The sequence below is a fragment of the Frondihabitans sp. GW821-FHT04F02 genome, assembly GCF_059420045.1.
On record NZ_JBWKSZ010000003.1, the window covers coordinates 260,154 to 272,932 of the forward strand.

Here is a 12,779-nt window from a genome sequence, read left to right on the forward strand (position 1 = left end):
TGTGGACGAGAAACAGGCTAGTGCCTGTTGCGTAAGCGTTTGAAATGCCGAACGGCCCCGATGACGACGGCGATCACACTGACACCGAGACCAGCGTAAACCGCCAGCGGGATGGCAGTGGAGCGCAGCTCCTGGGTTGACGGGGGGAACCCAGCGTTTCCGTCCCTATTGGCGACAGCTGTCGTCGGCGTCGCCGTCACAGGAGCCGAGGGCTCGGGCGACGAGGTCGGTATGGGCGCGGCCTCGGCCCGACGGTGCAGCCGCACCCAGTCGGTCAGGCTGCCGAGAGGGTTCTCGGTGGCGTGGGCGACGTCGCGCGTGACAGCCGCCTCGGCGTTCACCAGTCCGTGCCCGTAGATCGGCCCGGGCGACGGGCTGCCTTTCGGCGTCGCCGTCGAGACGATGCGCTGGATCACGTCATCCGCGCTGATGCCGGGGTGCGCCGCGATCACGAGAGCGGCGATGCCCGAGACGAGCGGGGCCGCACCGCTGGTTCCCGACCAGAGTAGGTACTGCCCACCGGGGCCGACGCCGACGAGGCCTTCGCTCGGTGCGGCCACGCCGATGGTGATGCCCTGGCTCGACGCGTCGAACGAGGCGTTCTGCGACTGGTCGACACCGGCCACGGCGAGCACGCCGGGCATGGTCGCCGGCGCCCCGACCTCGTCCGTGCCGCTCCCCCGGTTGCCTGCGGCAGCCACGACGACGACGTTCTTCTTCATCGCGTAGAGGAACGCGGAGTCCCAGCTCTGCGGCCAGTCCAGCGTGTTGCGCGTCAACGACATGTTGATGACCTTGGCGCCGTGGTCGACGGCCCACCGCACCGCCTTGGCGATCTGGTCGTCGGCGTCCGTGGCCTGGGCGCCGAACCCGACGGAGATGCTGAGCACCTGGGCGTCGGGTGCGACGCCGATCACGCCGGTTCCTGCGCCCGTGCCCCTCCCGACGAGAAGGGAGGCGACGAGCGTGCCGTGCGCGGAGTCGTCGCCGATCGGGGTCTGGCCGTTCGCTCCGCCCGACCCCGAGAAGTCGGTGCCGCCCGCGACGGCGCCCTGCAGCTCTCGGACGCTGCCGTCGACGCCCGAGTCGATGACGGCGATCTTCACCCCCTCGCCGCGGGTCGTCGCCCACGCCTGCTCGATGCCGTAGTCGCTCAGCCAGTACTCGCGGTCGCGGATCGAGTCGGCCGACGCCGCCGAGGCCGGCAGCAGGAGGGCAAGGGCGACTGCGGCGACGAACGCCGCGATGGCGCTCCCCCGGCGCATCCGATCAGCTCTCGAGGAGGTAGTCGTCGCAGGTGCAGACGTCAGGGCTCCAGGTCGCGCGCTCGAGGGCGAGGTCGCCGAACGGGTTGACGCCAGGGCCGGCTGCGAGGGAGTGGCCGGCCAGCGCGTGCAGGCACTTGATGCGCTCGGGCATGCCGCCGGCGGTCACGTGCGCGATCTCGTCGACGTGCTCGATGCTCTCGCGGTCGGCGAGGTAGGCCTCGTGCGCCGCGGCATACTGCTGCTTGAGCTCGGGGCTCGATGCCATCTGGTCGGTGAACTCGGCCATGACGCCGTTCGCCTCGAGGGTCGAGATGGCGGCGGTCGCGCCCGGGTGGCACAGGTAGTACAGGGTGGGGAACGGCGTCCCGTCGGCGAGGCGCGGCTTCGTCGAGACCACCGTGGGGTTGCCGCAGACGCACCGCGCTGCGATGCCGATCACGTTGCGCGCGGGGCGGCCGAGCTGGGCGGACACGATCTGGATGTCGCGCTCGGTGACGGCGGCGAAGGGAGGCGTGGTCATTTCGCCACCAAGCCTAAACGCTACTTCTTGCCGCTGATGTCGGGGGCGACCAGCTTCGTCGCCGGCTCGTCGGTCAGCCCCGCATCGAGGATCGACGCCTGCATCGCGCTCACCCAGTCGACCGTCGGGGTCTGGATGTCTCTGGTGATCTTCGTGCCCGTCGACGTGGTCGACGTCGTGCCGCTCGACTTCGAGTCGTCCATCACCAGGTAGCTGTACTCGCCCGGGTAGACGTAGAGCAGGCGGTCGCGGGCCTGCGCCTCGATGTAGGCCGGGTCGTTCCAGCGCGCGACGTCGTCTTTGAGGTCGTCCACGTTCTGCTTCTGCTCGTCGACCTGCCCCTGCAGCTGCGTGATCTGCTGCTGCTGCTGGATGAGCGTGCGCAGGCTCGGGGCCAGGATGACGATGAAGAGCACGATTATCACGAGCATGAGCAGACTGAAGCCGGAGAACCGCATGCCGCGGAGCCACCCGCCGGCGGCGCTCTCCATCGCGGGCAGGCTGACGGGGACGCGCTTGACGGGTGCCCGCCTGTCGGACGCACTGCGGGTGCGGGGTGTCTCGGCCATGCTCCGACCCTAGGCGACCGTTCCGGCTTCTCGAGCCGCTGCGGCGGTGGGTCGCTGAGAGTGCTCTGGGCGCAGGAAGTGCCACCCCGCCGCCGACACGGCGAAGGCCCGCCCCGCGACGTGCGCGGGGCGGGCCTGCCGGTGCTCGTGACTACGCCGTGAAGCGCGGGAACGCCGACGCGCCGGCGTAGATCGCGGCCTCGCCGAGCTCCTCCTCGATGCGGAGCAGCTGGTTGTACTTCGCGACGCGCTCGGAGCGAGCCGGGGCGCCGGTCTTGATCTGGCCGCCGTCGGTCGCGACCGCGAGGTCGGAGATCGTGGTGTCTTCGGTCTCGCCCGATCGGTGCGACATGACCGTCTTGTAGCCGGAGCGCTGAGCGAGCGCGACGGCGTCGAGGGTCTCGGTCAGCGTGCCGATCTGGTTGACCTTGACGAGCAGCGCGTTGGCGGCGCCGTTCTCGATGCCCTTGGCGAGGCGCGTCGGGTTCGTGACGAACAGGTCGTCGCCCACGATCTGGGTCTTCGAGCCGATGACGGACGTGAGGTGAGCCCAGCCCTCCCAGTCGTCTTCGTCGAGGGGGTCTTCGATGGTGACGAGGGGGTACGAGGCCACGAGCTCCTCGTAGTACGACGACATCTGCTCGGCCGACTTCGCGGAGCCCTCGAAGGTGTACGAGCCGTCCTTGAAGAACTCGCTGGAGGCGACGTCGAGGCCGAGCGCAATGTCTTTGCCGGGGGTGAAGCCGGCGGTCGTGATCGCCTCGACGAGGAGGTCGAGCGCGGCGCGGTTGCTCGAGAGGTTGGGCGCGAAGCCGCCCTCGTCGCCCAGGCCGGTCGAGAGGCCCTGAGACTTGAGCAGGCCCTTGAGCACGTGGTAGGTCTCGGTGCCCCAGCGGAGCGCCTCGGAGAACGTCGAGGCGCCGATCGGCAGGATCATGAACTCCTGGATGTCGACGTTGCTGTCGGCGTGCGAGCCGCCGTTGATGACGTTCATCATCGGCACGGGCAGCGTGTGCGCGTTCGGGCCGCCGATGTAGCGGAACAGCGGCAGGTCGGCCGAGTCGGCTGCGGCACGGGCGACGGCGAGCGAGACCCCGAGGATGGCGTTGGCGCCGAGGCGGGCCTTGTTGTCGGTGCCGTCGAGGGCGATCATAGCGCCGTCGATGACGCGCTGGTCGGTGGCGTCGAGGCCCTCGATCTCAGGGCCGATCTCGTCGATGACGGCGGCGACGGCCTTGAGCACGCCTTTGCCCTGGTAACGGGCCTTGTCTCCGTCGCGGAGCTCGTACGCCTCGAAGGCACCGGTCGATGCGCCGGACGGCACTGCGGCGCGGGCGACCACGCCGTCGTCGAGCAGGACTTCGACCTCGACCGTGGGGTTGCCCCGCGAGTCGAGGATTTCGCGGGCGCCTACGGCGTCGATTGCTGCCACGGAATTACTCCTTCGGTTGACTGACTACGAGGGCCGCGAGCGTCACCGGCGCTGACCCGGCCCCAATCCTACCCACCGGCCTCATCGGGGAGGAGACGTTCTCCACAGGCCCCGCTCGGCTGTAGCCGCCCCGTCTAGCTGAGCGGCTTCCACTCCAAGGGCGCTGCCGCATCGGCGGGGGTGGCGAAGCGCGTGTAGCCGAGCTCGGCCAGGCCGGCGAGCTGGTTCTTGAGGTTCTTCGCGCGCCTGTCGAGGCGCACCCGGGTGCCGTCGGCGGCGAGCTCGTGCTGGAGGCGCACCAGCTCGGCGGGTGGGACTGTGGCGTCGTAGAGGATGACGGAGCCCTCGGCCGAGCCGCCGGGCAGCTCGACGAGGTCGACGAGCCGCTCGAAGCCGAGCGAGAAGCCGGCCGCCGGCACGTCGGCGCCGAGGAACCGCCCGATCATCCCGTCGTAGCGCCCGCCGCCGCCGAGCGAGTAGCCGAAGTCGGGGTGGGCCACCTCGAAGATGGTGCCCGTGTAGTAGCCCATGCCGCGCACCAGCGTCGGGTCGAACTCGAGCCGGGCGTCCGGAAGCGCCTCGCGCAGCGACAGCAGGTCGCCGAAGGCCTCGGCGTCGAGCCACCGAGCACCCACCGAGGACTCCCAGGTGGCCCCCGCCAGCTCCGCCAGCTGCGCCGCGAGGTCGTCGGTCGGGACTCCGATCTCGGCCAGCTCGCCGACGACGCCGTCGATCCCGATCTTGTCGAGCTTGTCGATGATCACCAGCGCGGTGTCGAATCGCTCCGTCGGCACCTTCCAGTGCGACAGCAGCCCGAGGAGGATGCGCCGGTCGTTGATCCGGATGGTGGTGCCGACGAGGCCGAGGCGCCCGAGCACCTCGGCAGTCGCGCTGATCAGCTCGATCTCGGCCATCGGGCCGGCTTCGCCGATGATGTCGATGTCGCACTGCACGAACTGGCGGTAGCGACCCTTCTGCGGACGCTCTGCGCGCCACACCGGGGCGATCTGGATGGCGCGGAAGACGGTCGGAAGCGTCGCGCGGTGGGTGGCGTAGAACCGGGCGAGCGGCACGGTGAGGTCGAAGCGGAGGCCGAGATCGGCGAGCTCGAGCGCCGTCTCGGCGCTCTGGAGCGTCTCGGTGCTCAGGCCGCGCTTCATGATCGCGAAGGCGAGCTTCTCGTTGTCTCCGCCGAGCCCGGCATGCAGCCGCGAGCTCTCCTCGACGACGGGCGTCTCGATCTCGTCGAAGCCGTACGAGCGATAGGTCTCGCGGATGGTCCCGAGCACGAGATCGCGCCGTCGCTTGTCGGCCGGGAGGAAGTCGCGCATTCCGCGGGGCGGGTTCACGGGAGAGGGCATGCGTCAATCCTCCCAGATGGGCGGAGGAAGCCGTGACTTGTCTCCATGTGAAATTTCATGTACGCTGGGTGTCGCCCGCATGGCAGAGCAGGAGACACGAGTCACCCCTTCCTCGTGACTGCTGCTCCCCGAGACCGACGAGCGCGAATCGGGTTGCGCGCTCGTCTGCCTGGCGGCTCGTCCCTTCCCTGCGGCGACGATCCCGGCCAGGCTGGCGGTGCCCCGCGCTAGAGCGCGGGGCACCGTTCATCTCACGACTGACAGGTCAGACGGCCGCGGCTGCCGTCGCCCGCACTCGTGCCGCGAACGCGCGCACGTGGAGGCGGAACGCCGCCGTGACCCGCTCGGTGTCGCCCGTCGCCAGAGCGTCGTACTGCAGCCCGTAGATCGTGTCGGTGAACAGCCGCGACTCCACGTCGGCGACGTCAACGTCGAGGCCGCGCGCGATGCACCATTCCTTGGTGAAGGCCTGCCACCGCGACACGGCCGAGCGCGCGATCCCGCCGGCATCGCCGTCGATCATCTCCAGCATCGCCGCCTCGTACTCGAGGCGCATCAGCTGCAGGTTGTACGGCGTCGATACCTCGGCCCAGGCCGTCTCGATGAACTCGAGCCACGCAGGCTCGTCGAGGTCGACCGGGTCGACGGCCAGGAGGGCGTCCTGGCGGGCGACGATCGCGCGCACGATCTCGTCGACGAGCTGCGCTCGGTTGCCGAAGTGGTAGACGAAGACGTACGTGCTGACACCGAGGGCCTCGGCCAGCGTCCGGAACGACACGGTCGCGAGCGTGCGGCCGGCGAGATGCTCGAGGATCCGCCCCAGGAGCTCCGGCTTGCGAGTGGGGTCGGGTTTCCGGGGCACGAGCCGTCCTTCACGATTGCCCGCCTCCGGAGACCCTGCGCCCCCGAGCAAGCTGAATCACGATAACAGAGCAGTCGCACACGAAAACGACCTGGTGAAATACCGAGAATGTTCAGATGACATTTCAGTCTGGTGTAGAGTGAGCACGTCGCGCTGAACAAGCGCGATCGGGTCGGCTGATCACTGATCCGGGCGGGGTCCCCTCTATTCGGGTTGTGGGGCGCCCCGCCACTCTTCTTCTCCGCGCAGCGACTCTTCTCGGGTGCGCAGCGACTTTTCTCGGGTGCGGAGCGACGTTTCTCGGGCACGCAGCGCCTGCTCGCGCTCACGCAGAGCCTCGCGCAAAGCCCGTTCCGCATCCCAGCCGCGAGCCGATGCCTCGTCGACCTCGGCGAGCAGGTGGCGTCCCCAGTCGAGCTCGGTGTCGGCGGCAAAGGTGCCGCGTCGAGTTCCTGCGCCCCCTGCCTCGCCCGCACGACCCGCGATCTTCTGAACGCGCGACAGCGCCGGGAGCCCGAGAGGGACCCCGTCGAACGCGCTCTCGCGCCCCGCCTTCTCGACGGCCTTCGCCGCCGACCAGAGCCGGACGATGTCGTCGACGTCGGCGGCTGTGTCCGCGCCGAACACGTGCGGGTGCCTCCTGCGGATCTTCGCGTCGACGTCGTCGACGACGTCGGCCAGGCCGAAGCCCTCCCCCGCGCGCTGGGCGATACCGGCGTGGAGCACCACCTGGTACAGCACGTCGCCGAGCTCCTCGCGGAGATCGTCAGCCGAGCCCGCCTCGATGGCCTCGACCAGCTCGTAGGACTCCTCGAGCAGGTAGGTCACGAGCGAGGCGTGGGTCTGGGCGCGGTTCCACTCGCAGCCGGGCGGGTCGAGCAGATCGTCGACCGTGTGCTGAAGAGCCTCGATGGCCGTGCCCGCGTCGTGGTCCGTCACGTGTCTCCTGTCCCAGCCGATGTCGGTGGTCTCACGATAGAATGCTCCTCGGTGAGTCGGGAAGTCTGGTCGACGCTTCCTCTGTCGACCTCTTCTCGGGGCTCGACCTCATCAGTCAGGACTCCATGAGCTCTCTCTTCCGCTCGGAGCGCGCGTCCGCGGGCATCCTCCTCGGCGCCGCCGTGCTCGGCCTCCTCCTCGCGAACCTCGCCACCGGGCCCGCTCTGCTCGACATCAAGGCCTTCCACTTCGGCTTCCCGTCCATGGGGCTCGACCTGTCGGTGGGGCACTGGATCTCGGACGGCCTCCTCGCCCTCTTCTTCTTCGTCGTCGCCGTCGATCTCAAGCACGAGCTGGTGCGCGGCGACCTCAACTCGGTGTCGAAGGCCGTCGTGCCGGCGATCGCCGCGGTCGGCGGCGTGATCGTCCCGGCCGGCGTCTACCTGCTCGTCACGGCCGGCACCCGGTACTCCTCGGGCTGGCCGGTGCCGACCGCCACCGACATCGCCTTCGCCCTCGGCGTCCTCGCGGTCTTCGGGTCGGCGTTGCCGGGTCGCATCCGGGTGTTCCTGCTGGCGCTCGCCGTGCTCGACGACCTCATCGCCATCCTGATCATCGCGGTGTTCTTCACCCACGGCAGCAACCTGCTGTTTCTCGCGCTCGGCGTCGTGGCCGTGATCGCCACCTTCGCCGCGGGCAAGCTGCTCGGCCGTCGCACGGGCGCCGCCGGCGTCGCCGTCGTCGTGATGATCACCGTCCTGGCCGTCGTCACCTGGTACCTCGTCTACCGCTCGGGCGTGCACGCGACGATCGCCGCAGTCGCCGTCGGCCTGGTGCTGCCGCTCGGTCCGGCCCGCAAGGCCGTCCACGCGCTCGAGCCGTTCACCAACGGCATCGTGCTGCCCGTCTTCGCCTTCGCCGCCGCGGCGGTCGTCGTGCCGAGCGTCGGGCTCGGCGAGCTCAGCCCCGTGTTCTGGGCGATCGTCATCGCGCTCCCCATCGGCAAGCTCATCGGCATCACTCTCGCCGGCGGGATCGCCTCCCGCATCTTCCGCAACCCCGACCCGGCCCGCCGCAGTCAGACGCTGTCGATGGTCGAGATCGTCACCGTCGCGATGCTGGGCGGCATCGGCTTCACCGTCTCGCTCCTCATGAACGAGCTCGCCTTCAAGCAGTCGGAGGAGATCGTCGACGAGGGCACGCTCGCCGTGCTCCTCGGCTCGGGCATCTCGATCGTCATCGCGGCCGTCCTGGTGAGCATGCTCAAGCGCGCACACCAACGTCGCGTGCGCTGAGCCCGGCCCGCGCCGCGCCCCGCTGAGCGCCGCCCCTCGCGCCCGCCGCGTTCCTCGCGCCGCCGCGTTCCTCGCGTCCGCCGCGTTCCTCGAACCGGCGCATTCCTCGCGCCCGCCGCACCTCACCGGGCCGCAGGCCGAGGCGGCGAGATCGCACTTCCCGTCGCCCCGTCGGGTCAGACCCGACGCCAATCGCGATCTCGCGCCCAAGCCAGCCGCGCGGCCGCACCGAGCGCGTGGACTTTGCAGCCGACCGCGTCTCTCCGTGCCGATTCCGAGGGGCAGCCCCGGGCGCAGGAACTCCGGACCCGCCGCCCGACCGCCCCACGACGCGGCCGCGAGATCGCACTTCCCGTCGCCGCCCCGGGTCGGACCCGACGCGGATCGCGATCTCGCGCCCCGCGGGTCGCGCGCCGCCTACCCCGGCGACGGCGCCGCGCTGCCGGCCGGCTTCGCCGGCGCCGCGTCGTAGATCGCGGTGAGCAGCTGCTCGACCCACTCGATCAGCTCGGCGTCCGGCAGGGGCTCGCCGTTCTTCCGCGGCATTGGCACCGACACGGACTTCGTCTGCGCGAAGTAGCGGCCGCCGGGGAACAGCCGGCCGAGGCGGAGCTGGACGGAGTCGGGGAGTTCCTGCGCCGCCACCCGGAGGTTGGAGCCCATGGCGACGACTTCGCTCAGACCCGTCTTCTGGGCCATGCGGCGGAGGCGCGAGACCTCGATGAGCGCGAGCACCTCGGCGGGCGGCTCGCCGTACCGGTCTTTCATCTCGTCGAGGACGGAGTCGATCTGCTCGTCGGTGGAGGTCGGCGACGAGGCGGTGGACAGCTTCTGGTAGGCCTCGAGGCGCAGGCGCTCGCTCTCGACGTAGTCTTCGGGGATGTGGGCGTCGACCGGCAGCTCGAGCCGCAGCTCGGTCTGGCCCTCGGCCACATCGCCGCGGAACGCATTCACGGCCTCGCCGATCATCCGCAGGTAGAGGTCGAAGCCGACACCCGCGATGTGGCCCGACTGCTCGCCGCCGAGCAGGTTTCCGGCGCCTCGGATCTCCAGGTCTTTCAGCGCGACCTGCATGCCCGCGCCGAGCTCGTTGTTGGCGGCGATCGTCTCCAGGCGGTCTTGAGCAGTCTCGCTGAGCGGCTTGTCGGCGTCGAAGAGGAAGTACGCGTAGCCGCGCTCGCGCCCGCGGCCGACGCGGCCGCGGAGCTGGTGCAGCTGCGAGAGGCCGTACCGGTCGGCGCGGTCGATGATCAGGGTGTTCGCGTTGGCGATGTCGAGACCGGTCTCGATGATGGTCGTCGAGACGAGCACGTCGAACTTGCGCTCCCAGAAGTCGACCATGACCTGCTCGAGCGCCGACTCGGGCATCTGCCCGTGAGCGACGGCGATGCGCGCCTCGGGCACGAGCTCGGCGAGCTGGGCGGCGATGCGGTTGATCGACGAGACGCGGTTGTGCACGAAGAAGATCTGACCCTCGCGCAGCAGCTCCCGCCGGATGGCGGCGGCGATCTGGCGGTCGCTGTTCGGCCCCACGAAGGTGAGGATCGGGTGCCGATCTTCGGGTGGCGTCGCCAGCGTCGACATCTCGCGGATTCCCGTGACCGCCATCTCGAGCGTGCGCGGGATCGGCGTCGCGCTCATCGCGAGGATGTCGACGTTGGTCTTGAGCTTCTTCAGCTGGTCTTTGTGCTCCACGCCGAACCGCTGCTCCTCGTCGATGATGACGAGGCCGAGGTCTTTGAACGCGAGGCCCTCGGTAAGGATGCGGTGCGTGCCGATGACGATGTCGACGGTGCCGTCGCCGATGCCCTTGATCGTCTCTTTCGACTCCTTCGCCGACTGGAAGCGGCTGAGGGCGCGCAGGTGCACCGGAAACCCGGCGAAGCGCTCCGAGAAGGTCTCCATGTGCTGCTTCACGAGCAGTGTCGTCGGGACGAGCATGGCGACCTGCTTGCCGTCTTGCACGGCCTTGAAGGCGGCACGGATCGCGACCTCCGTCTTGCCGTAGCCGACGTCGCCCGAGATGAGGCGGTCCATCGGGATGGGCCGCTCCATGTCGGCCTTGATCTCGTCGATGGTCGTGAGCTGGTCGGGCGTCTCGGCGAACGGGAACGCCTCTTCGAGCTCGCGCTGCCACGGGGTGTCGGGGCCGAACGCGTACCCCTTCGAGGCCATGCGCGCGGAGTAGAGCTTCACGAGCTCGACGGCGATGTCGCGGACGGCCTTGCGCGCCTTGCCCTTGGCCTGAGACCAGTCGCTGCCGCCCATCTTGCTGAGCTTCGGGGCCTCGCCGCCGACGTAGCGGCTGAGGAGGTCGAGCTGGTCGGTCGGCACGTAGAGGCGGTCGCCCGCCTGGCCACGCTTCGACGGCGCGTACTCGAGCACGAGGTACTCGCGGTTGTGCTTGACGGCGTTGCGGCCGCCGGTCGACACCTCGCGGCTGGTGAGCTCCAGGAACCTGCCGATGCCGTGCGTGGAGTGCACGACGATGTCTCCGGCCTTGAGCTGCAAGGGGTCGACGACGTTCTTGCGTCGCGAGGCGAGCTTCTTGACCTGCCGCGACTCGTAGCCGGCGGCCCGGCCGAAGAAGTCGGACTCGCTGAGCACGGAGAGCTTCGCCGACGGGATCTCGAAGCCGGCCTCGACGCCGGCGGTGACGAGGTGCGCGACGCCGGGTTCGGGGTCGGCGGGCAGGGACTCCTGAACGCGTGCCGCGACGCCGAGCTCGGCGAGCACGTCGCGGGCGCGGTCGACGAGCCCGGTGCCGCGGGCCGTGACGACGACGGTCCAGCCCCCGGAGACGCGCTCGGCGACGTGCAGGGCGGCGCCCTCGGCGTTGCCGGCGAAGCTGGGGACGGTCTCGGCGTCGACGCGGCGGTAGTCGCCGGCGGCCTCGATCTTCTCTTCGTCGGTGAGCACGAGACCCGAGTCGAAGCCCGAGATCGACCACCAGGCTCGGCCGTCGGCCTTCAGCCGCAGGTCGCCGACGGTGAGGAAGTCGCCCGAGTCGAGGTCGATCGGGGCCTCGGCGCCGGCGGTGGCCGCGATCCAGGCAGCCTGCAGGAACTCGCGGTTCGTCTCGGCCAGGCTCTTCGCCCGCGACACGACTCGCTCGGGAGACAGCACCGCGATGGCCGCACTCTGCGGCAGATAGTGCGTGATCGGCACCAGGCGGTGCACCAGCGCCGGTGCCAGCGACTCCATGCCCTCGACGGGGATCCCCTGGCCGAGCTTCTCGAGCATCTGCGCCAGGCTCGGGAACTCGTGCTGCATCTCGCGCGCACGCTGTCGGACGACTTCGGTGAGCAGCATCTCGCGGCTCGGCGGCAACTCGACCTCGGTCACCTCGGAGTCGAGGCTGCGCTGGTCGGCCACGGAGAACGGACGGATCTGGTCGACCTCGTCGCCGAAGAAGTCGACGCGGACGGGGTGCTCGGCTGTCGGCGGGAAGACGTCGAGGATGCCGCCGCGCACGGCGAACTCGCCGCGTCGCGTGACCATGTCGACGCGGGCGTAGGCGAGGTCGACGAGCTGCGTGGCGATGCCCGACAGGTCGTGGCCGCGCGTGCCGGTGGCGAGCACGACGGGGTCGACGTCGGCGAGGTTGTCGGAGAGGGGCTGGAGGGCCGCCCGGACGCCGGCGACGACGACGAGTGGCGGAGTTCCTGCGACCTTCTCAGTCTTCTCCCACTCCGCGAGGCGCCGGAGCGCGCGGATGCGCTTGCCCACGGTCTCGGCACTCGGGCTGAGGCGCTCGTGGGGCAGGGTCTCCCACGCGGGGAACTCCAGCACCTCGGCCTCGGGGATGTAGGAGGAGATCGCCGAGCGGACCGCCTCGGATTCCCGGCCCGTCGCGGTGATCACGAGGAGGCACTGGGGGGTCTGGCGCTGCGGCCCCTCCCGGCTGGAGAGGAGCCCGGCGAGCAGCGGCACGCGCAGCCCGTCGACCACGGAGAAGTCGCTCGATCTCTCAGCCCCCTCGAGGGCGTCGCCGAACGTCGAGGCGCGCGAAAGCGCAGGAATCAAGCCCTGGAGGATCACTCGTACGAGTGTACGGGCCCCCTCTGACACTGGCCCGGGCGGAGGTCGCCATCACGAGAGTCCTCTTTTGTGCACGGTTTTATCTGCTCAGAGGATGCGCCCCACGGATCAGTGTGGAATTCTGTATTCATACGTGACGCGAGCTCCTGGAGGACAGATTGCGTGTAACCATGAGACTCGTTGCAGGCGCCCTACGCGGCGCGCTGGGCGGGCTGGCCGTACTAGTCGTTGTCATCCTCACGGCGGTCTCGATATCACTTTTCAGTGCGGTCGATATCCGCCTGCCGGGGCTCGTTGCCGGACGGTTCGCGGAAAACGACGGCCTGCCCGCCGTGAGCTTCGCCGTGAATGACTTGGGTCTGCTACTCGTCGTCGTTGGCGGCGTATCCGTGTCCGTCTTGCTGACGGTCCGCAAGGAGATCCGCGAAGGCCGTCTCGGCATGCGGGTACGGCGGAGGTGACAAGCCACACAGGCTGAGTCGTCCCGTGCGA

General features: G+C 69.8%; 10 protein-coding genes. 2 read left to right on the forward strand and 8 right to left on the reverse strand.

From position 1 onward, the window contains the following. Positions 1-17 precede the first annotated feature (17 nt). From AC07TY_RS09870 to AC07TY_RS09900, 7 genes are all read right to left on the reverse strand, one after another. Positions 18-1,265, reverse strand: coding sequence for a S8 family peptidase (locus AC07TY_RS09870; protein ID WP_494785198.1), 1,248 nt, complete (start codon positions 1,263-1,265; stop codon positions 18-20). A 4-nt stretch (positions 1,266-1,269) separates the two neighbouring features. Next, entirely contained in the window at positions 1,270-1,788 is a 519-nt protein-coding gene (locus AC07TY_RS09875; RefSeq protein WP_494785199.1) for a DUF501 domain-containing protein, read from the reverse strand. A 20-nt stretch (positions 1,789-1,808) separates the two neighbouring features. Further along, positions 1,809-2,357 (reverse strand): FtsB family cell division protein, encoded by a 549-nt coding sequence (locus AC07TY_RS09880; RefSeq protein ID WP_488625690.1) that lies wholly within the window; start codon positions 2,355-2,357, stop codon positions 1,809-1,811. Positions 2,358-2,508: 151 nt separating this feature from the next. Continuing rightward, a complete protein-coding gene (gene eno, locus AC07TY_RS09885; protein ID WP_488625689.1) occupies positions 2,509-3,789 on the reverse strand; it encodes a phosphopyruvate hydratase in 1,281 nt (426 codons plus the stop codon). A 134-nt stretch (positions 3,790-3,923) separates the two neighbouring features. Next, positions 3,924-5,150, reverse strand: coding sequence for a histidine--tRNA ligase (gene hisS, locus AC07TY_RS09890; RefSeq protein ID WP_494785200.1), 1,227 nt, complete (start codon positions 5,148-5,150; stop codon positions 3,924-3,926). Between the two features lie 265 nt (positions 5,151-5,415). Continuing rightward, positions 5,416-6,012: a TetR/AcrR family transcriptional regulator gene (locus tag AC07TY_RS09895; protein ID WP_494785201.1), complete on the reverse strand. Its 597-nt coding sequence runs from the start codon at positions 6,010-6,012 to the stop codon at positions 5,416-5,418. Positions 6,013-6,216: 204 nt separating this feature from the next. Next, complete coding sequence (locus AC07TY_RS09900) at positions 6,217-6,951, reverse strand: MazG nucleotide pyrophosphohydrolase domain-containing protein (protein ID WP_494785202.1); 735 nt, start codon at positions 6,949-6,951, stop codon at positions 6,217-6,219. Between the two features lie 125 nt (positions 6,952-7,076). Here AC07TY_RS09900 and AC07TY_RS09905 point away from each other — a divergent pair, with 125 nt between their 5' ends. Continuing rightward, complete coding sequence (locus tag AC07TY_RS09905; RefSeq protein ID WP_494785203.1) at positions 7,077-8,246, forward strand: Na+/H+ antiporter NhaA; 1,170 nt, start codon at positions 7,077-7,079, stop codon at positions 8,244-8,246. 417 nt (positions 8,247-8,663) lie between these two features. Here AC07TY_RS09905 and mfd read toward each other — a convergent pair whose 3' ends face one another. Further along, a complete protein-coding gene (mfd, locus tag AC07TY_RS09910) occupies positions 8,664-12,287 on the reverse strand; it encodes a transcription-repair coupling factor (protein WP_494785204.1) in 3,624 nt (1,207 codons plus the stop codon). 170 nt (positions 12,288-12,457) lie between these two features. On the opposite strand from mfd, the gene AC07TY_RS09915 reads away from it, so the two are divergent. Beyond that, positions 12,458-12,748 carry a hypothetical protein gene (locus tag AC07TY_RS09915; RefSeq protein ID WP_494785205.1) on the forward strand — a complete coding sequence of 97 codons (291 nt, stop codon included), beginning with the start codon at positions 12,458-12,460 and terminating at the stop codon, positions 12,746-12,748. Positions 12,749-12,779 lie beyond the last annotated feature (31 nt).

Excerpts from the sequence above, each read along its gene's own strand:
- AC07TY_RS09870 (WP_494785198.1), bottom strand. The coding sequence starts at position 1,265 with ATGCGCCGGGGGAGCGCCATCGCGGCGTTCGTCGCCGCAGTCGCCCTT.
- AC07TY_RS09875 (WP_494785199.1), bottom strand. The coding sequence starts at position 1,788 with ATGACCACGCCTCCCTTCGCCGCCGTCACCGAGCGCGACATCCAGATC.
- AC07TY_RS09880 (WP_488625690.1), bottom strand. The coding sequence starts at position 2,357 with ATGGCCGAGACACCCCGCACCCGCAGTGCGTCCGACAGGCGGGCACCC.
- hisS (WP_494785200.1), bottom strand. The coding sequence starts at position 5,150 with ATGCCCTCTCCCGTGAACCCGCCCCGCGGAATGCGCGACTTCCTCCCG.
- AC07TY_RS09905 (WP_494785203.1), top strand. The coding sequence starts at position 7,077 with ATGAGCTCTCTCTTCCGCTCGGAGCGCGCGTCCGCGGGCATCCTCCTC.
- AC07TY_RS09915 (WP_494785205.1), top strand. The coding sequence starts at position 12,458 with ATGAGACTCGTTGCAGGCGCCCTACGCGGCGCGCTGGGCGGGCTGGCC.